Genomic DNA, 23,626 nt, shown 5'->3' with positions numbered 1-23,626 from the left:
TAAGCTTATAAATAGGCGGGTATGAAGGTCTGAACTTATACACATAAGACCCTTTATACCCGACTAATATTATGAGTGCCCAGATACAATAAACTTAGCCAGCTGGTTAGATAATTTGTCAGCTAGCTTACTCATTGCGTTACTTTTGGCAGTTTCTTGGTACGATGATGCTGCTTTTACTTTACTGTTAAAGTGGGCTTTTTCCTCACCATTTTCACTCACAACCATATAGCTCTCTGCAATAGAGTAGTAAGTACCTGATTTGTATATTTCTTGCCACTCTACTCTGAAACTTAAATCGAAATCTGCATTGCTAGGTTTTATGACTATCCCGTTGCTTGTCAGTGCACTAGATAGTAAATCATGTACTTTTGCATGCTTCAAATGATCTGATACAACAGTAAAGCTCAAGCCATTTAAAATACCTTCGCTGGTTTCTAATTGCGTGTTGACCGCTTCAGAGGGGGTTATATTTGCACTTTGTAACATCTGCAAGTAGGTATTTAACTTGTGACGTTTTGCCGCCAATGTTTTTACTTTAATGGCTTTGTGCAAAAGTTCTGACTTACTTGCACCTTGTAATTTAAATTGACTAATTTGCGTATCTAAAGCATTGATACTCAGTTCAGTTTGCATAATTGCTTCAGTTCTATTAAATGTGGCTAATGCATAAGCAACCTCATTTTTTTGGAACTCTTGCTCTATTTTAACGCCTTGCAATTGGATGGTGGGTACATTGGAATTAATTAATTCATCAACGTGAAATTGCATTGATTTTGTTGTCGCAGATTGCTTTACAGTCGTAGAACCTGTAATAGAAACATTGAGTTGTTTTGCTAATTCTAATCGTGCACTTTCTTGCGCCGCTACTTGTGCTTGACGCAAATCTCCACTACTTTTTGCTGAGCCAACACCATATATCATATAGTCAGATCTTGGCGTTTCAGTGATCCATAGAGGCTGCGTTGTTGAAGTAGACTGTTCATTGGTACTTTGACAGCCGCTCAATAAAGCGAGGCTGATGCATAATACAATGCTTGTTTTAGAAGCCATAGCTTGAACGCTCTTGCACTTTCTGAATTTTCTTCTGTCCATTCCACACCTCGCGGTTAGTTGTCATATCGATTAAGCGCAAATCTACTTGGTAAAAAGTTACACGACTTCCGCCTTGCTCGTCTACAAATGAATTGATTGTGCCCGACAGTGCATAATCAGCACCTTGCTCTTGGCCCATCTCATTTTGCGTTTCTAAGCTGGCATTGAGCTCTTGGTCTTTTCTTTCATTTCTTATTTCGCCACGTAGGTCAGCGCTGGCAACGAAGTCAGCTTGCCCCGAACGTAATATTGAGCGTTTTAAGTCATTTAAGAAAGTGTCTACGGCAATATGTTGATGAGATTTGTTACGCACAGATTGAATGATAATCGCTGGGCGTGTTCCTTCTTTAGCGAGGTGATCTCGTACCCATGGAAAACTTAACATGTCATTGATCATTGCTTCAGAAACCAGCTGAGAATCTTTTCCATTCCATTTATCTGATAGCGCAACTTCCTGGTTAGCATCAACACGACGTACTTCAGTCGTTTTACAACCGGTCAATACCAGTGAGCATGCAATAAGAATAGGGGTTAGTTTGATTATATTAGAAGGCTTTTTCATACTATTTAGTCCAAATTAAAAATTGATGATGACGTAGAAGACTTTGATTGCGGTGGTGCATCAATAAACGTTCGTGTTTGCCACAGTGACATTTGCCCACTTACATTGACTTGTTCCGTCTGATTAATAACACGTCCTGAATTAAGCTGTGTTTTGATGATAATGTTATGTTCACCTGTTGGCAGAGGGATTTGAGCTACTCTGATCTGAGCTGGGAGTGATTGCCATTGTCGGGTATCGGCAGCTGCCGTGACGGCATTAACTGCAGATGTCGCAAATTTTGCGAGTCTACCAAATACTTCATGTTGTTGTAAACCCGTTTTCTGCAAGAGCTTTTGAGCGCTGATTGCTTTTACTATTTCTCTTGTTAAAGCAAGTTGGATTTCTGTATTCGCGTTTTTCAGTGCATTTTGTACTGTTAGCAGTTCAATCGAGTGAAAAGGGTGCAATTGTGAGTGTTTTTGACCATTGACCCAGATTTCTGTGCTTTTTATTCTTTCTTTTGGTGGGGCTAAGTAGGTTACTGAGATCCGAGCGCCGTATTGCAAAGCATCAATAAGTCCCACTTTTTTAGCGTTGTCCCAAAGACCGCCGAGGGGCAAGCGCTTAGTGACAAACCCAAGTGCAACATCTGAACCATCACCCATTGTATAGTTTTGTATCATATCGAAAATGCTGGTATCCGCAAATAGCATTTGAAACCACTGAATTTGTGCTTGGCGTTCAGCGTGAGTACCAAATGGGATAGGAGTCATAACCAGTGCTTTGGAATCATGATCCGCGGTTAATACTAAATTAAACTGTTTGCGTTGTGGAGCCACGCCGATATTTTGTATAACGGTCAGTTGACTTAAATGGTTTTGCTGTTGTGGGTCTATTTTGCCTTTTAGGCGTTCTAACTCTATTTCGTAGCCACCACTTTTTGTCATTACACGCGCTAGGTTATTATAAGCTTGCTTGGTTGTATCTGGCGGCAGTTGATATTGCTCGGCAAACCCATTTTCATAGGCTGATGCGGCTCTTTGGTACTGCAGTCTCGCGCTGTCTAATTCGCCATTTTGTTCATTAATAACACCACTGAGGTAATGAGCAAATGCGTCATCTCGATAGTCAATATTAGAGAGTAATGCTTTAGGTGCCAAAATAGGCTTTAAAATTGCGTAAATTTGATTGGTGAGTTTGTCATTTACAGAGGGGTTATAGCCTCCAGTTTCGTCTGTTAAGGCTTCTAAGTAAAGGTTGAGTTGTCGCATTTCAACTAATGCAGAATCTTGTAATGCGGGTCTATTTTCTGGTTGAGCTATGGCGAGTGCATTGTAATTAAGTGCTTTCATTACGTGCAATAGTGGACGGTAATATTTTTGTCCATGAAACGTTGTATAAGTTGGGCCACTAAATTGTGATAGCGCGGTTTCAGATAAACTTACCGTATAAAATGATTCCAATAAATCTTTTGCATGCGTTAGGTGCTTGTTGCTTTGTTGATAGTCTTTTTCTAACTGGAAATAAGTAGCAAGCTCTAGGTGATAAAGTAATCTATTTTTACCCTGACTACTGTAATGACGTTTAATTGCCGTGCGTGCAGAGGTCAGCTCTCCTTTTTGAGCTAAGCTAATTGCATTGTTTTTTTCAAAATGCGTTACGTTGCAAGCACTTAAACATGTTAAAGTAGCAAGCAGTAGGAAAAATTTTAAAACCTGTGTAGTGATAGAATTCAAAGATGCGTCCTTTGCACTCAATTTCATATTGAGGATATATTACAATAACTTCTACAAAGTAGATAAAAAGAATTGATATTAAAAGATAATTTTTGTTAAAAAACGTTCGTACACTTTATTACTGTTAATACTAACTAGATTTGCTAGATTAAATATAAACCGCTCAAGGCTTAAAGGAACCAAAATGAAATTGAAACCAATCTTAACGACATTGATTATTGCAGGGACATTGTCTGCGTGTAGCGCAACTAAAGACAATTCAGCAGCTGACTCGAGTGTAAACATTCCGGAGTGGGTGCTAAATCCTGTTGTAGAAAATGGTATTGCAGCAGCTGATTGCATTAAGTATTCAGGCAATATTTCTATCGATCAAAAAATGGCTGTTGCGAATGCACGTCTCGCGCTTGCGCAGCAGATTGAAACTCGTATTGAAGGCTTAGATAAAACATTTGCAAATAGAACGGATGTTAATGACGAATCAAGCGTTGGCACAACGTTTAGTTCAGTATCAAAGCAGCTAACGAAGCAAACGCTGAATGGTTCTCGCATTGTTAAAGCTGATGTTGTCGAAATTGGTGGTAAGGATTACTTTTGCGCATTGACCACATTATCACCAGAATTAACAAAAACTTTGTTTAAGGATTTGATCAAAGAAACAAAGCCTAAAATAAATGCAAAAGATGAACAGTTCTTATATCAGGAGTTTAAGGCGTTCAAAGCTGAGCAAGACCTAGACAAAGAAATTGCTAAATTAACCAACTAGCACTTGATACTTCGCGCAATGACTACTGTTGCGCGATATTCTACATTTCACTTTATCTAAAGTGATCACTGAGGACGACATAGTGAAAAAACTAATCGCATTTGTTGTCTCAGCTCATCTATTACCGATTTCTTTATACGCAAGTCAAGTACAACTCGATGCTGAATTAGAACACGCTATGGCCAGTTGGAAAGCCAGTCAGCAAACAGTACAAGACAAGGATGAGTTTGAGCAATTTAAAACACAGCATTTTGAACAATATGACAAATATGTTGAAGCACATTTCGCTGAATTTGATGCATACAGAGATAATTTAATATTGGAATGGGGAGATGCCCAAATTTCGTCCCGCAGTCAATATGTGCATTATTCAAAAGATAATAACGCAAGACTTATGGTTGATTTTGAGCAAGATCAGTTAGTGGTTAGTGTTAAGCACAGTAGCAAGCAAGATGTTTCTAAAGCGCAAGCACAACAAGCATTCAAAGACTTTTTACAAGAAAATAGTGCACTATTAACTGAGTTCTTTCAGCACCAATCAATCAAGGACCAGCAAGAAGCAATAACAAAAGCGCAGTCGTATGTTGTTGATAATGCAAAACGGGCCACAGCACTGATAACTGCAAAAGCGCAGATTAAATCGCAAACGTTGCAACAGCAGCAAGTAATTGATAAGCAATTTGATACCGTATTAGCTGATAACGATGATAATACTGCTACATCTGATGTAATAGATGATCAACAAGCAGCTACGCAGCTAAAGGCAAAAAAGCAAGCAATTGAAGCGTTGCAAGTTAAGCGGATCAAAAAGCTTAAAGAAAGTATTAAAGATTTACCCAAAAAGAGCAGTGATACCGTGGTAACAGAGTTTGTGATCACATTGCCTAAAAATACATTGGCTCAAAAACGTGCCAGCGGATATGTAAAACAAATTCAAGCACAAAGTGAGCGCTTTTCAATAGACAATAGTTTGGTATTGGCTGTAATGCATACCGAAAGCCATTTTAACCCGCTTGCTAAATCACCTATTCCAGCATATGGCTTAATGCAAGTTGTGCCAACCAGTGCAGGGGTTGATGTTAACCGGTTCCTATATGATATTGATGAGCCTATGTCAGGGCCATATTTATACGTCACAGATAATAATATTGAAGCAGGCACTGCCTATTTACATTTATTGAACGATCGTTATTTGCGCCATATAGAAGATCCGTTAAGCAGAAAATACTGCACAATAGCGGCTTATAACACCGGCGCAGGTAATGTTGCACGGGTATTTAATAGTGATGGTTCACGTAATATTAAAAAGGCCAGTAGGGTGATAAATTCTATGTCACCAAAGCTTGTGCTTAAGACATTACAAAGTCACTTACCTTATGATGAAACAAAGCGTTACTTAGATAAAGTCTTATCAAAAGAAACACTCTACATACAGTAACTCTACTTTAAAACATCAATGTAAGCCGACTATGTATTCATAGTTGGCTGTTCTATCTGACATCCGACCCTTATCATCTTTCAAATATATATTGTTCATACAGGTATTTTATAACTTGATAGCACAGCTATAATCTCGTGCTGTTGGACATAAAAAGCATGAGTGATGTTAGAGCTGTTCTGAACGAGGATGCGTGCAAAAATGAGAGGGCATTTACTTTATTGTATGACTAAAAAGTGTGTTTGAGTAGGCACTACTTTTGATGTCTGTTATTGCAATACTTAATTCAACGAATACGTTAACCGCTCTAGTACGGGGGAATGTATTAAAAAAGGCCGCAATTGCGGCCTTTTTAAGTCAAATACCAATCTATATTTAGTCGGCTTGTGGCGGAGAAGCCATTTCTGCGCTAGCTCTACCCATTGGTGCTTTAGAACCGGCTGCAAGACCTGAGTTCGCGACTAACTCACGTGCTTCATGTGGCATAGCTGATGGCGTTATTGCTAACGATCCATCTTCAACACTACTGGCCTTTTTCATCGGTGCAAAGGCTGTTCTATTGTAACGTACACGTGATGTGACAGTAGATGTTGCAGCTAAAGGTGTTTTAACCTTTGGAGCTTCAACCACTGGTGCTTCAACCACTGGCGTTTCAACTACAGGTGCTTCAACAACTGGTGCTTCAACAACTGGTGCTTCAACAACTGGTGCTTCAACAACTGGTGCTTCAACAACTGGCGTTTCAACAACTGGCGTTTCAACAACTGGCGTTTCAACAGCTGGTGCTTCAACCACTGGCGTTTCAACAGCTGGTGTTTCAACCACTGGCGTTTCAACAGCTGGCGTTTCAACCACTGGCGTTTCAACTACAGGTGCTTCAACAACTGGCGTTTCAACTACAGGTGCTTCAACAACTGGCGTTTCAACAACTGGCGTTTCAACAACTGGCGTTTCAACCACTGGCGTTTCAACCACTGGCGTTTCAACAACTGGCGTTTCAACTACAGGTGCTTCAACAACTGGCGTTTCAACCGCAGGAGTAGATGGAGAAACTTCTTCAGTCGCTTTTAACTGAGCCTCATATTCGGCAGCTGCCTGGTCAGCAACAGGAACAAATGCTGGCTCTTCAGCTGTCTCATTCACTTCAGGCTTACGGCGGCGTTGGCCCGCAGCTCTCAAATGGCGAGGTGAGCGTCTTGAACGCGTTCTCGGTGCATCTTTATCCGAGTCGTCTTGCGACGTAGCTGTTACTGTATCAGCTACTACTGTGTCAGTTGCTACAGCTGTTTGTGCAACAGGGTGTTGAGCATCGGATGTTGGAGTCTCAGGCTGTTTAGTTTCAACTTCCGCTTGATCAGACGCATGCGTGCTTTGCGCTTCTTTACGAGTTCGTTGCCTAGTAGGCTTTTCAACTGGCTTTTCAGTCTGTTGAATTGGCTCTTGTGCTTGAACTGTGTTTGTATCTGCTGTTTGCTCAACAGATTCATCAACAACACGGACTTTTTTACGCATATTTCTACGCTGACGACGTGGTTTTGTATTAGGCTCTTTAACTTCTGTCGTATCTTTTGACGTTGATTCAACGTCATGTTCCGGCTTTTGCTGGTCGTTGCGTTTACGGTTATTCTGACGGCGGCGCTTGTTGCGACCTTCAGGTTTTTCATTACTGTCAGTATTTGTAACAGCAGTTTGGTTTTGCTCAGTGTTTACTGCATCGCCATGCTCATCACGTTTTTTACCTGAGTTTCGGCGGCGCTGATTGCGGCGGCGATTGTCATTGTTTCGACGCGGCTTTTTATCAACAGGCTTAGGCTCTGGTTTAGGTTCTGGAGCAGGCTCTTCAGTATCGAATAAACCCTTTAACCAAGTACCAATACGAGAAAGTAAGCTTGGCTCTGCACTTACCGGTGCACTCGCTGGTTTCTCTGTCGTTTCAGCAACTGGTTGAGGCGCAGGTGCCGAAGGCATTACAACACCTTTAAGAACAGGCTCTTCTTTAACTGCAGTAACCGTGCGCGCAACTTCAATTGTCTCTGGCTCTGGCACGCTCATTTGTTCGTAACTTGCCGCTTCAGACGTTTCATCTTTACGCAAACGAACAACTTCGTAATGTGGGGTTTCTAAGTGCTGATTAGGAATGATCACGACGTCACAATTGTGACGTTTTTCGATACGGTGAACAGACTTACGTTTCTCATTAAGTAAGTAAGCGCCTACACGTACTGGTACTTGAGCATTCACTTGCGCAGTATTTTCTTTAATCGCTTCTTCTTCGATTAAACGCAAAATTGACAGAGCAATTGACTCGTTTGAACGAATGGTACCTTGTCCATTACAACGAGGGCAAGAGTGCTGACTAGCTTCACCAAGACTTGGACGTAAACGCTGACGAGACATCTCAAGTAAACCAAAGCGTGAGATTTTACCGATTTGCACGCGAGCTCTGTCTGGTCTTACCGCATCTTTTAAACGATTTTCTACTTCACGTTGGTGACGAGGAGGGGTCATGTCAATGAAGTCAATGACTATCAGGCCGCCTAAATCACGCAAACGTAATTGACGCGCAATTTCATCCGCTGCTTCTAAATTTGTATTCAGTGCAGTCTCTTCAATGTCACCACCTTTGGTTGCTTTTGAAGAGTTGATGTCAATTGAGGTAAGTGCTTCAGTAGGGTCAATAACAATTGAACCGCCAGAAGGCAAACGAACTTCACGTTGAAACGCAGACTCTATTTGGCTTTCTATTTGGTAATGCGTGAATAACGGTACATCGTTTTGGTATAACTTCACTCGGCTCATAAAGTCGGGACGAAAACGCTCGATGTGTGCTTTTGCTTCTTCGAAGACTCGCGCTTTATCAATCAAGATCTCACCGATGTCGCGACGTAAGTAGTCACGAATAGCACGGAATATCACGTTACTTTCTTGATGGATTAAAAACGGCGCTTTGCCACTGTCGGCTGCTTCTTGAATCGCTTGCCAGTGCACCAATAGCGCTTTCAAGTCATATTCAAGTTCTTCAAAAGATTTACCTACACCTGCTGTACGAACAATGAGGCCCATACCTTTTGGTAAATCAAGGCGGCTAAGGGATTCTTTTAATTCAATGCGTTCGTCCCCTTCGATGCGACGTGAAATACCGCCGGCACGAGGGTTATTTGGCATGAGCACCAAGTAGCTACCAGCGACGCTAATAAACGTTGTTAACGCTGCACCTTTTTGGCCTCGTTCTTCTTTATCAACTTGAACGATGACTTCTTGCCCTTCTCTGATCACATCTTTGATATTTGGACGACCATTGAATGTGTATCCAGAAGGGAAGTAGGTTTTTGCTATTTCTTTTAAAGGAAGGAAACCGTGACGTTCAGCACCATAATCAACAAAGGCTGCTTCAAGAGATGGTTCGATACGGGTAATTTTACCCTTGTATATATTTGCTTTTTTCTGTTCGTGACCAGGGCTTTCGATATCTAGATCGTAAAGGCGTTGGCCGTCAACCAGTGCGACGCGCATTTCTTCTTGCTGCGTAGCATTGATTAGCATACGTTTCATATTGTTACTCTACATTTCAATTTTTAGTTAAGTCTGATTGATATCACGAGCCTACATTCAGCGTTCCAAGGTATTTAATACAGTCTCCCGACTGGGGAAATGGGAACAATCAGTAGTACCGGCTTCACAGTGCCTTATTATTGGCTTTTTTCGCCATTATATTACTGGCACCTGCGAGCATCGCTATTTGCGTTCGGTGTTTGCACGGGCTAAAGGGCTCGTTACTAAACAATCTGACGTATATCTTCTATTTTTTGCTTTTTTATTTCTTACCATGCTTAGCATTCACACTGAGTTCTATTACGCGCAACGCAGTGGGCTAAACGCACGTGTTTTAATTGGGGCTAAAAAGCGTTGGAGATCCAAGCTTCAATCTGTATGATCTGGCACCCAAGATGTGCATCACGGTCGATTTTTGCGATAAAAAGCAAATTCGCAAAAATTTGCGGGCCGATTATCCCATTAATATACTCGTGATAGCAACTAAATTATTACTCAAATCAGTGATTAGGCAATGTCAGAAAAACCGGCTCTAAAAGTTAGCTTTGTAACTATTAACGAAGACCAAGATGGTCAACGAATAGATAACTTCTTGTTGACGCATTTGAAGGGGGTGCCAAAAAGCGCCATCTATAAAATTTTGCGCAAAGGGGAAGTGCGAGTTAATAAAAAACGCGTTAAACCAGTGTATCGACTCCAAGTTGATGATTTAGTACGTATTCCGCCAGTTAAAGTGGCTGAGAGAGAAGAATTTGTACCAAAAAATCTAGATAAGGTTGCAGGGCTTGAGGATGCCATTATTTATGAAGATAAGTATCTAATTGTTATAAATAAACCTTCAGGAATGGCGGTGCATGGTGGGAGTGGTTTAAGCTATGGTTTAATTGAGGCAATGCGCGCACTTCGTCCGGATGAAAAAAGCTTGGAATTGGTACATCGTTTAGACCGAGATACATCGGGTTGTTTATTGATTTCAAAGCGACGTTCGGTCCTAAAAAGTTTACACGAGCAGTTGCGTGAAAAAACGATGGAGAAAAATTACTGGGCGTTAGTAACCGGAGAGTGGCAATCAAAAACAAAAAATGTCACTGAACCGCTACGAAAAAATACGTTGCAGTCAGGTGAACGTGTTGTACGAGTTGATCATGAGGAAGGCAAAGCCTCTCATACTCGTTTTAAAGTGTTGCAACGCTTTGATGATTGTACTTTAGTGCAAGCCTCTCCGGTGACGGGGCGTACTCACCAAATACGGGTTCATACTCAATGTAAAGGGCACCCTATTGCTTGTGATGATAAGTATGGAGATCAAGTATTTGACGGTAAAATGCGTAAACTCGGCTTAAACCGGTTATTTTTGCATGCCCATGATATTCGCTTTTTCCACCCTAAAACGGAGACCACATTGCGTGTTGAAGCGCCATTGGACAAAACGCTAAAGAATTGCTTAAAGGTTTTACGAGGCTAAACTTATGAAATATAAGCTGATAATTTTTGATTGGGATGGCACATTAATGGACTCCATACCAAAAATTGTCAACTGCCTTAAACAGGCGGCATTGCGTGTAGGAGTACCAGAGCCCAAGACGGGGGATGCCGCTGCGGTTATCGGGCTTTCATTGGAAGTCGCTATTGCGACTTTATTTCCCAAACATAAAGCTATGTGGCCTGAGCTAGTTACTGGTTATCAAGCCAGCTATAAAAGCAATACTACTTTAGAGCCTGCGATGTTTAAAGGGACCGCTGAGTTGCTGATGGAATTACGTACTCAGGGAATGTTATTGGCTGTCGCTACTGGTAAAAGTCGCAGGGGCCTTGATCGGGTACTTAAAGAATCTGGGTTAAGTCAGTATTTTATTACCAGTCGTACGGCAGATGAAGCAAGCTCAAAGCCCGCTCCTGATATGCTTGAGCAGATCCTCAGTGAACTCGGGATCGCTGCAAGCTCAGCGCTTATGGTGGGTGATTCATTGTTAGATATGCAAATGGCAAAGCATGCAAAGGTAGATGCTGTGGCAATGAGTTGGGGGGCTGCTGATACATTAGCGCTATCAGCAACAAACGCGTTAACAGTGTGTGATGACTATGACGCGTTACGCAGTACTATTTTCAGTTAATATATCGATTCCTTGGTCTAAAAGCATTTGCGTCAATTGGATCAAGGGTAATCCGATGAGGCTATTTGGATCATTGCCTTCTAATTTTTCAAATAAGCAAATACCTAACCCCTCACTTTTAAAGCTCCCTGCACATTGATAGGGTTGTTCTGCGTCGCAATAGGCAGAGATTTGATTTTTATTTAGGTTGCGAAAGTAAACATGGAACGGTTCGACAATCGACACGCTTTTATTTTGTTCAATGTTATAAAGGCATAGTCCCGTAAGAAACGTCACTTTTTGCCCACTAAACAGTTGTAATTGCGCGACTGCATTTGATTTTGTATGGGGTTTACCTAAAATTTGGTTTTGATGGACAGCAACCTGATCTGAACCGATAACGAGGCCTTGCGCATAGTGTTTTGTGGCGGTGCGTGCTTTTTGTTCTGCTAAACGAAGGACTAATTGTTCAGGCGTTTCATTGACTCGCGCGGTTTCATCAATTTCGGGACTGAAAGATGAAAATGGTAGGTTGATTTTTTTTAAAATAGACTGCCTAAATTCAGAACTAGAGGCTAGAATAAGAGGGATTTTCATAAATACTCTGAAGTCATTGTAAACTTGTTGCTAGGATAGGGCGCAATCAAGCGAAAAACAAAGGAAAGTTTGATATTTATTTTGACTAACATACTAACAATCTATATGATGCAGCCCCTATGCAAAAGGTGAAAATTCCCGTCACTCTTGATCCAAGCAGAGCAGCTCAGCGCCAACTCAGTTATGATGGTGTTGTTCAACTCGAAGAACTTTCTCGTTTAGAGCAAGTTGTGCGTGATCAAAGCGGTGAAATAGCGGTACAAATTCATTGCAAAAATGATGAGCAAGGGTTAACAGTTGTGTATGGTTCTATCCAAACGCATCTGACTGTTGTTTGTCAGCGTTGTAATGATGAACTAGGGTTGGATTTGGTCCAAGACTTTATGTATTCTCCTGTGAAGGCGGATGCAGAGTCAGACGAACTTCCTGATAACTACGATATAGTAGAATTGGATGAAGATGGTGAAATTAATCTTCGAGAATTAATCGAAGATGAATTGATTTTAGCGATTCCAATAGTACCTACTCATAACGAAGTTAACTGTTCTTATTCTGAGAAGCCAGCCAGCTTCGGAGAAATAGATGCAGAAGAGAGTAAACCAAATCCATTTGATATTTTAAAACAACTTAAGAAAGATTCTTAGGAGAAGGCTCATGGCAGTACAAAAAAGCAAAAAGTCTCGCGCAAGACGCGGTATGCGTCGTTCACACGATGCGATCAGTGGACCAGCTTTAACTGTAGATCAGGTTTCAGGCGAGACTCATCGTCGTCACCATGTGACTGCAGATGGTTACTACAAAGGCGTTCAAGTAATTTCTAAATAAGAGATTGCTTGATGCTGACTCATCTAACCATAGCGTTAGATATGATGGGGGGCGATTACGGCCCCCGTTCATCTATTCCTGCTGCAGTTTCTGCGGTAAATAAACACGCAAACCTAACTCTACTCCTATGTGGCAGCGAAAAACTGATTCGCGAACGCCTATCTGATCTCGACTCGTTAAATCACCCTAGATTGATCATTAAGCACTGCTCTGAAGTTGTGACCAATAGCTGTGAGCCTGCTTCGGCATTGAGAAATAAAAAATCATCTTCAATGCGAGTTGCTTTAGAATTAGTTAAATCAGGTGAAGCACAAGCATGTGTCAGTGCAGGTAACACGGGGGCATTGTTCTTTATGGCACATTATGTCCTTAAAATGCTGCCGGGAATTAAACGCCCTGCGTTAATTTCAGCCGTACCAACAGAAAAGAAACAGCCGGTTTATTTATTAGACTTGGGCGCTAATGTACATTGTGATGCTGAAACGTTGTTCCAGTTCGGAGTCATGGGCTCAATTGTTGCAGGGCAAGCACAAAACATTGATAAACCGAAAGTCTGCCTATTGAATATTGGATCGGAGGAAATTAAAGGCCACGACACAATAAAGCAGGCAGCGCAGATGATGAAAGCGACACCTCAAATCAATTACCAAGGGTATTGTGAGGGAAGCGATATGTTTTCAGGTAAAGCAGATGTTATAGTCTGTGAGGGTTTTGTTGGTAACGTTGCATTGAAGACATGCGAAGGAATAGCAAAACTTATCATGTATAAGTTTACAAAAGCATTGAAAAAACATGTATTTTACCGTTTATTAGCACTGGCACTTCGCCCTATAATAAAAAAGCTGTATAAACGTGTGAACCCCGACCAGTATAATGGCGCAAGTCTGGTAGGATTGCGGGGTATTGTTGTGAAAAGCCATGGAAATGCCTCAAATAAAGCATTTCTTGCTGCAATTGAAGAAGCTTCACGAGAAGTAGAACGCTGTATTCCAGAGAAAATTCAAGCGACTTTTGCACAGATCACAGCAAAACCAGAACATTCGTCATCTTCGCTCGAAAACTAAAAAGTAGTTGTGTTGAGCGGGAATGGCACAACTATCTATTTTAAGAGCACAATATGTCACAAAAAATCGCACTTTTATTTCCAGGGCAAGGCTCTCAAGCCGTTGGTATGCTTGCAGAACTACTTGCTACATCAGACACAGTTAAAGCGACTTTCTCAGAGGCTTCTGATGCTTTGGGTTACAATTTAGCTGAATTGGTTTTAAATGGGCCTGAATCAGAGTTAAATCAAACACACCGTACACAACCCGCTCTTTTAACTGCAAGTGTTGCTATTTATCGTCAGTGGCGTGCGAATAATCCTGACTGCGAGGTCGTGATGGCAGGCCATAGCTTAGGTGAATATTCTGCGCTAGTTTGTGCTGAAGTGATCAGCTTGGCTGAAGCAGTTAAGTTAGTTGAAAAGCGTGGGTTATATATGCAAGAAGCTGTACCCGCGGGGACAGGTTCGATGGCAGCAATAATTGGGTTAGACGATGCAATAATTGCAGATGTGTGCACACAAAGTGCACAAGAACAGATTGTATCACCAGTAAATTACAATTCACCTGGTCAAGTGGTGATTGCAGGTCATAAAGAAGCTGTTGCTCGCGCATCAGAGGCGTGTAAAGAAGCGGGTGCAAAACGCGCATTGCCTTTATCTGTGAGTGTTCCTTCACACTGCGCTTTAATGAAGCCAGCGGCAGATAAATTAACGGTAGATTTAGAGCAGTTAGCATTTAACGATGCTAAAGTTGATGTCATTAACAATGTTGATGTAACAGTTTCTTGCTCAGAAAAAGAAATTAAAGACGCGTTAGTTCGTCAATTATATAGCCCTGTTCGTTGGACTGAAACATTCCAAAAGTTAGCGGCATTGGGCGTGACCCAAGCATATGAATTTGGCCCAGGTAAAGTATTGACTGGGTTAGCTAAACGTATTGATAAATCAGTGGTATGTAGCGCAGTGAATGATACAGCTACTATCGAATCTGCAAAATAATTAGAGAAAGAATATGAGTAATCTATTTTCATTAGAAGGTAAAGTCGTCCTGGTCACTGGTGCAAGCCGTGGCATTGGTAAAGCAGTAGCAACTGAGTTGGTCGCACAAGGGGCAATTGTTGCTGGAACTGCAACAAGTGAGTCAGGAGCTGACAAGATCAGCACTTACCTTGGAGAGCAAGGAAAAGGGTATGCGCTAAATGTAACTGATGCAGACTCAATTGCTGATACACTCGCTGCGATTAAAGCAGATTTGGGTGACATTGATGTACTTGTTAATAATGCAGGTATTACTCGTGATAACCTTTTAATGCGCATGAAAGAGAACGAGTGGGATGATATTATTGACACAAACTTGAGCTCAGTTTATCGGTTATCAAAAGCAGTACTGCGCCCAATGATGAAGAAAAAATCTGGTCGTATTATCAATATAGGTTCTGTTGTGGGTACAATGGGGAATGCGGGTCAGGCAAACTATGCCGCAGCAAAAGCAGGCGTAATTGGCTTTACTAAGTCTTTAGCCCGTGAAGTTGCTTCTCGTGGCATTACCGTTAACGTTGTTGCACCCGGTTTCATCCAAACTGATATGACTGATGAATTAACTGATGAGCAAAAAGCGGCAACACTTGCTAACGTGCCAGCTGGCCGTTTAGGTCAACCGCAAGAGATTGCTGCAGCTGTGTGTTATTTAGCATCTGACGCTGCAGCGTATGTTTCTGGTGAAACATTGCATGTAAATGGTGCAATGTACATGGTTTAAGGCACTATTGAGTGCAATAATAAGTTTAATTTTTTGTGATCGTGTTGCAAACAGTCTTGAAATCGCACTCAAAATAGGCGATAAAAGAACAAAATGTTTGGTAACAGGTTTGACCAGATAAAAAATTCTGAGCAAATCCTTGAATCACAGTATTATGCGCCGTACACTACGCCGCAATCTGAAAATAACGCAAATGCGTTTAAATAAAGGAAAGAAGAATGAGCGACATCCAAGAACGCGTAACGAAAATCATTATTGAGCAACTAGGTGTTAAAGAAGAAGAAGTTAAAAACGAAGCGTCTTTTGTAGACGACTTAGGTGCTGACTCTCTTGACACTGTAGAACTAGTAATGGCTTTAGAAGAAGAGTTCGACACTGAGATCCCTGACGAAGAAGCAGAAAAAATTACTACTGTTCAAGCAGCGATCGATTACGTTACAGCTCACGCAGAGTAAGTAACTAATCACAGGGGCAGCATTCGCTGCCCTTAGTCTTTATATCCCCTCATACAATATAATAATCCCTTTTTTGGAGGTCACCGTGGCTAAACGTCGAGTCGTAGTAACTGGCTTAGGTATGCTTACGCCGCTAGGTAACGATGTATCATCAACCTGGCAGGGTTTATTAGATGGCCGTAGTGGCATCGAAAACATTACTCATTTTGATACTTCAAGCTTTGGAACTAAATTCGCTGGGTTGGTGAACGACTTTGATGTTACACAGTTCATGCCAAAGAAAGATGCTAAGAAGATGGATTTATTTATCCAGTACGGTATCGCAGCGGGTATTCAAGCTTTTAAAGATTCTGGTCTAGAGGTCACAGACGAAAATGCAGCACGTATTGGGGTTGCAGTGGGTTCTGGGATCGGTGGACTGACACTGATAGAAGAGAATCATGTTAAGCTATTAAACAGTGGTCCACGTAAATTGTCACCATTTTACGTGCCGTCGACCATCATTAACATGATCTCGGGTCATCTATCTATTATGCACGGACTTCGTGGTCCTAACATTTCTATTGTTACAGCATGTACAACTGGCCTACACAATATTGGTCATGCCGCACGTATGATTGCGTATGGCGATGCAGATGCTATGGTAGCTGGTGGTGCTGAAAAAGCGTCAACCCCTATTGGTATGGGTGGTTTTAGTGCGGCGAGAGCATTATCTACACGCAATGATGACCCTGAAGCGGCATCAAGACCATGGGACAGAGACCGTGATGGCTTTGTTTTGTCTGATGGTGCTGGCGTGATGGTACTTGAAGAGTATGAACATGCTAAAGCACGTGGTGCTAAAATATACTCAGAGCTAGTGGGTTTTGGCATGAGTGGTGATGCATTTCACATGACTTCGCCACCAGAAGATGGTTCTGGTGCAGCATTAGCGATGGTTAATGCATTAAATGATGCTGGTGTGAATGCTGATCAAATCGGTTATATCAACGCACATGGCACGTCAACCAATGCGGGTGATAAAGCGGAAACACAGGCCGTTAAATCTGTATTTGGCAGTGCTGCTGATAAAGTGATGGTTGGGTCGTCTAAATCTATGATGGGGCATTTATTGGGTGCTGCTGGCTCTGTAGAGTCAATAATCACTGCGTTGTCGTTACAAGAACAAAAAGTATCACCAACGATTAACTTAGATAACCCTGATGAAGGGTGTGATTTAGATTACATTGCCCACACCGCACGAGATGCAAAATTAGAGTATGCTTTGTGTAACTCTTTTGGTTTCGGTGGGACCAATGGTTCTTTACTGTTTAAAAAGGTATAATATCTAGTCAGTAAGGAATAATTAAAAGCCTGGCAATGCCGGGCTTTTTTGTAGGTGTTAGATGAATATAATAATGACAGACACACTCTCTTGCAAAGATCGAGGGCTGCAGTACGGGGATGGCTTTTTTACGACCGTACAAATCAAAGCGGGGCAACTCGCATTATGGCCATTACACATACAACGATTGCAGCAATGCCAACAAAGGTTAGGGTTTACAGCATTTAATTGGCAAGAACTCACCGACTATTGTGTTGAGGTAGCAAAAATACACCAACAAGCGGTATTAAAGGTCATTATTACTCGTGGTGTGGGAGGACGAGGCTATACCCCTCCAGTAAACGTAACACCAACGGTGACCGTGTCCGTCAGCGAATTCCCAATGCATTATACACAACTTTCCCAAACAGGCTTGTGCTTGGGGGTCAGTAACATTCAGTTAGGGCATCAACCATTGTTGGCTGGCTTAAAAACATTAAACAGATTAGAGCAAGTTTTAATTAAACAAGATGCGATGCAATTTAGTGATGATGATGTGGTTGTTATGGATATTGATAACCATGTTATAGAAACTTCTGTTGGAAACATTATTGTTTATAAAGAGGGAAAGTTTTATACGCCAAAGTTAGATAAATGCGGTATTGAAGGGGTATATCTAAAGCACTTAGCTCAGCACAATTTGATCAAGCCCACCCAAATTAAATTAGAGCAACTACTTGAGATGGATGCAGTTGTGGTATGTAATAGCCTAATGGAATGCATGCCTGTTTCGCAATTGGGTGAAAAAGCATATGATTTAGACATCGTGTTTGGTGCCATTAGAAAGCTGAATAACAAGGTACAGTCTTGAAAAATTTTTTTCTGGTAGTCATTGCTTTAACCGTTGTCGTAACGATATTGTTTACACACCAAGTCGCTAAGTTTAAGTCGCTACCACTTAATAATGTACAAAGCTTATTTCATGTGAAGCCAGGCACCGGGTTTAACCAGCTATGTCGAGCATGGCAAAATGAACAGTATTTAGTATCCTGCGTTCCCTATAAATTCTACGCTAAACTATTCCCTGAGAAGGTCACATTGAAAGTGGGCGTTTACGATATCAGCGACTTAACAGTACTTGCTGCTATTGAGAAAATAAATGAAGGCCAGCAACAGCAGTTTTTCTTTACCATTATTGAGGGTGAGCAACTTAGACTGGTACTCAATAAGTTGAAAGAAAGTCGGTATATTACGTATGATGTTGAGTTAGAAACACTCACAGAACAGCTCGGACTAGATGGCTCTGCTGAGGGTTATTTATTACCAGAAACATATGCTTACACTGCAGGGACTAGTGCGGTATCACTTCTTAATAGAGCAAAAAGTAAAATGGATGAAGTGTTAGATGTCGAGTGGAATAGTCGCGCGCAGAACTTGCCGATAAGTACGCCCTATCAAGCATTAATATTAGCGTCAATTATTGAAAAAGAAACAGGATATGGACCGGAGCGAGGGTTGATCTCATCAGTCTTTATAAACAGGTTAAATGCAAAAATGCGATTGCAGACAGATCCTACGGTTATTTATGGTCTCGGAGAGCAATTTGATGGGGATATAAAACGCCAAGACTTACGACAATACACGCCATATAATACATATAGGATAAAAGGTCTGCCGCCCACTCCCATAGCTATGCCTTCGCAAGATGCGATTCGGGCAGCATTAAACCCTGAAGCATCGGATTATTTTTATTTTGTTGCTAAGGGTAATGGCCAGCATCAATTTTCAAAAGATTTAACAGCGCACAACCGCGCTGTACAAAAATATATTTTAAAGAGACGTAATGACAGCTAAATTCATCGTAATAGAGGGCCTTGAGGGCGCAGGTAAATCTACAGCAATGCAGGCATGTCAGCAGTTTTTAGCTGATAAAGCCATTGATTTTGTTCAGACACGTGAACCAGGTGGTACCCCATTAGCTGAAGCGTTACGAGATCTTATTAAACAGCAGCATGAAGAAAATATAGCGCCAGAAACAGAACTTATGCTGATGTATGCAGCACGTATGCAGTTATTACATAATGTAATTACGCCAGCGCTTAGCCAAGGTAAGTGGGTACTGGGTGACCGCCATGATATGTCTTCACAAGCTTATCAAGGTGGGGGACGGGGCCTACCGCAGGAGACGTTAGCGGCACTATCGGACATCGTATTGAAAGGGCTAAAGCCTGATTTGACGCTTTATTTAGATATTAGACCGGAAGTCGGACTCGCTAGGGCTAAAGGTCGTGGTGAACTTGACCGAATTGAGCGTGAGGCGCTGAGCTTTTTTGAACGCACGCGTGAGCGGTATTTAACGCTTGCGAATGCGAATGAACAGTGTGTTGTTATCAATGCTGAACAATCAATAGAGTGCGTACATCAAGATATTGTCGCAGCGCTACACACTTTTTATCTTAGTGTGAAAGCATAATATGTATACTTGGCAACAGGGCGTGTGGCAACAATTACAAGATAGTTTTCAGTTACACCGCTTTCATCATGCACAATTATTTATTGGCTTAGCTGGCGTTGGTAAATTTGATTTAGCTAACCAGCTTGCGAGTACTTTACTCTGTGAGCGGCCAGAGGGCTTTGAACCTTGTAATACATGTAAAACATGTGGATTACTGGCTGCCGGAACACACCCTGATAGGCTGTTAATAAGTGCTGAAGCAAATAGCATAGGCGTTGATGCGATACGCAGTTTAAGTGACTTTGTACATCACTCTGCGCTGCAAGGTGGCAATAAAGTCGTCATAATCAAAGATGCAGAGAAAATGACGCACTCTGCGGCTAATGCGTTGTTAAAAAACCTTGAAGAGCCGAATTTAAATCGATATATCTTATTAACATGTAATGATAAAAGCCAGTTACCTGCAACGGTTTTAAGTCGTTGCGGACAACAAGCCGTCGCAGTAATTGACGGATCTCATGCCCAAGCTTGGTTAGCAAAACAACATATCCCGCTGCATGACTTTGCTTGGGGTGCACATTTTTATTCTCAACCCTTAAAGTTAGTGCAGTGGCATCAAGAGGGGCTGTTAGAAAAAATCGAGACGCTGTACTTATTTGCAAGTAACTTAAAAGCAAGTCATAATTTTGCCGAAGTACAAAAGATTTTGACAGAGCATACCCAGTTGGTCTCTGTATTTTACGTATTTATTAATCAACAGCTTAAATATAGTTTACAACACGGTTTGGCTTTTAGTGCATATAATGATGCGCAGAAAGCGATGCATCGTTTTATGTTAGATACACAACAGATCCTAGGCTTAAATCAATCATTAGGGTTAGCTAAGCTAATATATACGTTACAAAACGCAATAAAATAGGATGTAACATTGTGCAAGAGTTATTAGTAGATTTTGAAGATTTAGATGAACTGTATCGGTGTTATATGCCAGCTTTAAAGCACGGTGGTTTGTTTATAAAGACCAATACACGCTATGAACTGGGCCAGCCAGCGAACATGCGCGTAACCCTACCTGATGCATTAGAACATGATTTAGTCTTGGGCAAGGTCGTTTGGATCACCCCTCAGGGTGCACAAAATTCCAACCCCCCCGGAGTTGGCATTGGTTTTGTCGAAGATAAAGACCGTGTTAACGACAAAATAATTAAGCTATTAGGCACTATGCTTAACGCCGATAAACCCACCTACACCATGTAAGAGTAGTTATGATTGTAGATTCCCATTGCCATTTAGACAGGCTTGATTTTGACAAGCTAGGACAGGACTTACCTGATATTTTACAAGCTGCAAGAGCAAAGCAGGTTGAGCACTTTTTATGTGTGAGCGTGACGCTTGAACAGTTCCCCAGCATGCTCGACACGATCCTTCCCTATAAAGATATTTCCGCATCATGTGGCGTCCATCCATTAGATCAGAAAGATCAATTAGATAAAGCATTGTTACGTCAGTTAGCTGGGCACGAACGTGTCGTTGCGGTAGGGGAAACTGGACTCGATTACTATTATTCAAAAGATACTCATCAAGTTCAACAAGATAGTTTTGTTGGCCATATTGAAGTAGCAAACGAGCTAAACAAGCCTCTTATTATTCATACACGTGATGCACGCGAAGATACGATTGCGTTAATGAAAGCCCATAACGCAGAGCGGTGTGGTGGTGTTCTGCATTGTTTTACCGAGGATTGGGCTATGGCGAAAAAAGCCATTGATATGGGGTTTTATATTTCAATTTCGGGTATTGTCACGTTTAAAAATGCAGTTGAATTAAAAGATGTGGTGAAACAACTTCCGTTAGACCGATTATTAATTGAAACCGACTCTCCTTATTTAGCGCCTGTGCCTTATCGTGGTAAAACTAACCAGCCTGCTTATGTGCAAGATGTTGGTTACTATATTGCTGATTTAAAAGGGCTGACTTTTAATGAGTTGGCAAAAGCGACAACGGATAACTTTTATCAACTATTTAATTTAGCCCCAAAAGTGAATGTCTGATTGTAAAAAAACTTTGCCTATGATGCTACTTGGCCCGATGATCCGTCGAGCCGAGCCGCATCAAGTATGCATCCAACTGGTGACAAGTTGTGCTACTCAGGTCACTTTTTCAGTATCTGGATACGATGTTCACTCGGAACAAACAACGCTTGAGTTGGGAAAGTACTGTTACCTGCACACTGTAATAGTGACACCTCTACAAGGCGATTTTATAGCAGATCAAGCCTTGGGTTATGGCGTCTACTTTGACGAAAAAGCTCAAAGGCTAGATGAATTTTGTTATGGAGGACTATCATCTCCACAGTTCATAATCCCTAAGCAACTCTCTAAAGTTTTACATGGTTCTTGTAGAAATCCACATCATTCAAGTAAAGATAGCTTGGTTATGGCTGATACCCAGTTAGAGGGTTTTCGGCAACAAGGTCAGAGTGGCCCAAGCTTATTATTGATGTCGGGTGATCAGATATATGCGGATGATGTGGCAGGTGCGATGTTATTGGCTATTCATCAATTAATAGACAAACTTGGATTATATAAAGAAACGCTCAATAGCTTAGGCCCGCTTGAAGAAATTCAAGAACAATTATTCAATCGAGAACACCTATTACCAAAAACACCCTGGCAAGCATGTTCTAAGCGCTCTTTGCGCTATTGGACAAAAACAGATGATGCACACTTTACGAGTATGCATGCGTGTAACCACCTTATGCACTTTGAAGAGTTTATCGCCTATTATTTGTTGGCATTCAGTCCTGTGGTGTGGACATTGATTGAAGCGGATAAAATTAGGTATAAAGCGCAAGACAATGCTAAGCGACAAAAGTTTTACGATGAATGGCTAGTTTTACAGGAATTTATTACTGGGCTGCCTAATACCCAGCGCTTATTTGCGAACATTTCTACATTAATGATGTTTGATGATCATGATGTAACGGATGATTGGAATTTAACAGCGCAGTGGGAACAAGCCATTGCCAGCAATTCAGTCAGTAGCCGAATTATCCATAATGGTTTGTTGAGCTATTGGTTATTTCAGGGTTTAGGCAATGATGCCATGGTGCATTCTAAAACGTTGTTAGCGCCTTTTGAAGCGAGTTTAGTTGAAGGGCAATGGCTGTTTTCAACTTTAGATAAAGAATTACAACGATTTGGGCGATGGCATTTTTGTTTGGATACATTCCCTAAAGTTGTCGTATTAGATACGCGCACACATCGTTGGAGAAATGAACAAAACTTTGCAGAGCCCAGTGGTTTGATGGACTGGGAAATGTTAATGGGGTTGCAAGAGACCTTAGTTAATCATGAAGCTGTTATCTTAGTATCACCTCCTCCCGTTTTTGGCGTTAAATCAATTGAAGCGATCCAAGCTGCTTTTAATATGTGCGGTCAGCCTTTAATGGTTGATGTAGAAAACTGGATGGCCCATGAAGGGTCTGCCAAAAAGCTATTAGATATATTTAAGCGTGCTGATACACCGAAGGAAACGATCATTTTGTCAGGAGATGTACATTATTCGTTTTGTTTTTCAGTACAGTCTCGGTTTGGTCGACATCATAATCGAATTTGGCAGTTAACCGCATCCGGTATTAAAAATGAGTTTCCTAAAAAGTTAATTGCTTGCTTAGATAAGTTAGACTCTATTTTTTATGGTCCGTGGAGCCCGCTTAACTTTTTTACTAAGCGCTGGCAAATGGAAGTCAACAAACACCCATTAGAAGGTGCCACGAATAAACAGCCTTACTTAGTCTCTAATAGTGCGATCAGTCTGATCAGGTTAGAGCAAGGGAAGTTAGCACAGTATGAGTTGTGGCATGGAGACGGTTCAATTAGCGAGTTTAGTCTAGAGTTAGAATAAAATACCCTATATTTTATAGGCTTTGCTATATTTTATAAATCCGTTCTCGCTTTTTGGCTG

Annotated in this window: 23 protein-coding genes; 18 read left to right on the top strand and 5 right to left on the bottom strand. The window is 41.4% G+C overall.

What is annotated here, in order from left to right; all coding sequences use genetic code 11:
- Positions 1–69 precede the first annotated feature (69 nt).
- The 3 genes from BGP78_RS01660 to BGP78_RS01650 are packed head-to-tail and all read right to left on the bottom strand — an operon-like array spanning position 70 to position 3,375.
- Positions 70–1,053, bottom strand: coding sequence for an LPP20 family lipoprotein (locus tag BGP78_RS01660; protein ID WP_119859778.1), 984 nt, complete (start codon positions 1,051–1,053; stop codon positions 70–72).
- Positions 1,043–1,657, bottom strand: a complete 615-nt coding sequence (locus tag BGP78_RS01655) for a penicillin-binding protein activator LpoB (protein WP_119859777.1) — start codon at positions 1,655–1,657, stop codon at positions 1,043–1,045. The genes BGP78_RS01660 and BGP78_RS01655 overlap by 11 nt, the downstream gene beginning before the upstream one ends.
- Before the next feature lie 5 nt (positions 1,658–1,662).
- Positions 1,663–3,375 (bottom strand): hypothetical protein, encoded by a 1,713-nt coding sequence (locus BGP78_RS01650; RefSeq protein ID WP_119859776.1) that lies wholly within the window; start codon positions 3,373–3,375, stop codon positions 1,663–1,665.
- A gap of 184 nt (positions 3,376–3,559) precedes the next feature.
- On the opposite strand from BGP78_RS01650, the gene BGP78_RS01645 reads away from it, so the two are divergent.
- Positions 3,560–4,138: an LPP20 family lipoprotein gene (locus BGP78_RS01645; RefSeq protein ID WP_119859775.1), complete on the top strand. Its 579-nt coding sequence runs from the start codon at positions 3,560–3,562 to the stop codon at positions 4,136–4,138.
- Positions 4,139–4,220: 82 nt separating this feature from the next.
- Positions 4,221–5,576, top strand: coding sequence for a transglycosylase SLT domain-containing protein (locus tag BGP78_RS01640; protein ID WP_119859774.1), 1,356 nt, complete (start codon positions 4,221–4,223; stop codon positions 5,574–5,576).
- A gap of 375 nt (positions 5,577–5,951) precedes the next feature.
- Here BGP78_RS01640 and rne read toward each other — a convergent pair whose 3' ends face one another.
- Positions 5,952–9,128 (bottom strand): ribonuclease E, encoded by a 3,177-nt coding sequence (gene rne, locus BGP78_RS01635; protein ID WP_119859773.1) that lies wholly within the window; start codon positions 9,126–9,128, stop codon positions 5,952–5,954.
- A 514-nt stretch (positions 9,129–9,642) separates the two neighbouring features.
- Between rne and rluC the strand changes: the two genes are divergently transcribed.
- Both rluC and BGP78_RS01625 read left to right on the top strand, forming a co-directional pair.
- Complete coding sequence (gene rluC, locus BGP78_RS01630) at positions 9,643–10,593, top strand: 23S rRNA pseudouridine(955/2504/2580) synthase RluC (protein ID WP_010364504.1); 951 nt, start codon at positions 9,643–9,645, stop codon at positions 10,591–10,593.
- 4 nt (positions 10,594–10,597) lie between these two features.
- Positions 10,598–11,242, top strand: coding sequence for an HAD-IA family hydrolase (locus tag BGP78_RS01625; protein WP_119859772.1), 645 nt, complete (start codon positions 10,598–10,600; stop codon positions 11,240–11,242).
- Here the strand turns inward: BGP78_RS01625 and BGP78_RS01620 are convergent.
- Positions 11,219–11,818: a nucleoside triphosphate pyrophosphatase gene (locus BGP78_RS01620; protein ID WP_119859771.1), complete on the bottom strand. Its 600-nt coding sequence runs from the start codon at positions 11,816–11,818 to the stop codon at positions 11,219–11,221. The genes BGP78_RS01625 and BGP78_RS01620 overlap by 24 nt on opposite strands.
- 119 nt (positions 11,819–11,937) lie before the next feature.
- On the opposite strand from BGP78_RS01620, the gene yceD reads away from it, so the two are divergent.
- The 14 genes from yceD (at position 11,938) to BGP78_RS01550 (ending at position 23,566) form a co-directional block, all read left to right on the top strand.
- Positions 11,938–12,462: a 23S rRNA accumulation protein YceD gene (gene yceD, locus BGP78_RS01615; protein ID WP_119859770.1), complete on the top strand. Its 525-nt coding sequence runs from the start codon at positions 11,938–11,940 to the stop codon at positions 12,460–12,462.
- A 10-nt stretch (positions 12,463–12,472) separates the two neighbouring features.
- A complete protein-coding gene (gene rpmF / locus BGP78_RS01610) occupies positions 12,473–12,643 on the top strand; it encodes a 50S ribosomal protein L32 (protein WP_010364512.1) in 171 nt (56 codons plus the stop codon).
- 11 nt (positions 12,644–12,654) lie between these two features.
- Positions 12,655–13,707 carry a phosphate acyltransferase PlsX gene (gene plsX / locus BGP78_RS01605; protein WP_119859769.1) on the top strand — a complete coding sequence of 351 codons (1,053 nt, stop codon included), beginning with the start codon at positions 12,655–12,657 and terminating at the stop codon, positions 13,705–13,707.
- Positions 13,708–13,760: 53 nt separating this feature from the next.
- Complete coding sequence (fabD, locus tag BGP78_RS01600; RefSeq protein WP_119859768.1) at positions 13,761–14,687, top strand: ACP S-malonyltransferase; 927 nt, start codon at positions 13,761–13,763, stop codon at positions 14,685–14,687.
- Between the two features lie 13 nt (positions 14,688–14,700).
- Positions 14,701–15,447 carry a 3-oxoacyl-ACP reductase FabG gene (gene fabG / locus BGP78_RS01595; protein ID WP_119859767.1) on the top strand — a complete coding sequence of 249 codons (747 nt, stop codon included), beginning with the start codon at positions 14,701–14,703 and terminating at the stop codon, positions 15,445–15,447.
- A gap of 218 nt (positions 15,448–15,665) precedes the next feature.
- Positions 15,666–15,902 carry an acyl carrier protein gene (acpP, locus tag BGP78_RS01590; RefSeq protein ID WP_010364517.1) on the top strand — a complete coding sequence of 79 codons (237 nt, stop codon included), beginning with the start codon at positions 15,666–15,668 and terminating at the stop codon, positions 15,900–15,902.
- 85 nt (positions 15,903–15,987) lie between these two features.
- On the top strand, positions 15,988–17,226 hold the full coding sequence (fabF, locus tag BGP78_RS01585) for a beta-ketoacyl-ACP synthase II (protein WP_119859766.1): 1,239 nt from the start codon (positions 15,988–15,990) through the stop codon (positions 17,224–17,226).
- Between the two features lie 61 nt (positions 17,227–17,287).
- Positions 17,288–18,076: an aminodeoxychorismate lyase gene (gene pabC, locus BGP78_RS01580; RefSeq protein WP_119859765.1), complete on the top strand. Its 789-nt coding sequence runs from the start codon at positions 17,288–17,290 to the stop codon at positions 18,074–18,076.
- Complete coding sequence (gene mltG, locus BGP78_RS01575) at positions 18,073–19,059, top strand: endolytic transglycosylase MltG (RefSeq protein ID WP_119859764.1); 987 nt, start codon at positions 18,073–18,075, stop codon at positions 19,057–19,059. The genes pabC and mltG overlap by 4 nt, the downstream gene beginning before the upstream one ends.
- Complete coding sequence (gene tmk, locus BGP78_RS01570) at positions 19,049–19,678, top strand: dTMP kinase (RefSeq protein WP_119859763.1); 630 nt, start codon at positions 19,049–19,051, stop codon at positions 19,676–19,678. The genes mltG and tmk overlap by 11 nt, the downstream gene beginning before the upstream one ends.
- Before the next feature lies 1 nt (position 19,679).
- Positions 19,680–20,579, top strand: a complete 900-nt coding sequence (locus tag BGP78_RS01565) for a DNA polymerase III subunit (protein ID WP_119859762.1) — start codon at positions 19,680–19,682, stop codon at positions 20,577–20,579.
- 11 nt (positions 20,580–20,590) lie between these two features.
- A complete protein-coding gene (locus tag BGP78_RS01560) occupies positions 20,591–20,917 on the top strand; it encodes a PilZ domain-containing protein (RefSeq protein WP_119859761.1) in 327 nt (108 codons plus the stop codon).
- A gap of 8 nt (positions 20,918–20,925) precedes the next feature.
- A complete protein-coding gene (locus BGP78_RS01555; protein WP_119859760.1) occupies positions 20,926–21,711 on the top strand; it encodes a TatD family hydrolase in 786 nt (261 codons plus the stop codon).
- Positions 21,704–23,566 carry an alkaline phosphatase D family protein gene (locus BGP78_RS01550; RefSeq protein ID WP_119859759.1) on the top strand — a complete coding sequence of 621 codons (1,863 nt, stop codon included), beginning with the start codon at positions 21,704–21,706 and terminating at the stop codon, positions 23,564–23,566. The genes BGP78_RS01555 and BGP78_RS01550 overlap by 8 nt, the downstream gene beginning before the upstream one ends.
- Positions 23,567–23,626 lie beyond the last annotated feature (60 nt).

This window comes from Pseudoalteromonas sp. MSK9-3, from assembly GCF_003590335.1.
Classification (GTDB): domain Bacteria; phylum Pseudomonadota; class Gammaproteobacteria; order Enterobacterales; family Alteromonadaceae; genus Pseudoalteromonas.
This window is presented reverse-complemented; position numbering and strand designations above follow the sequence as displayed.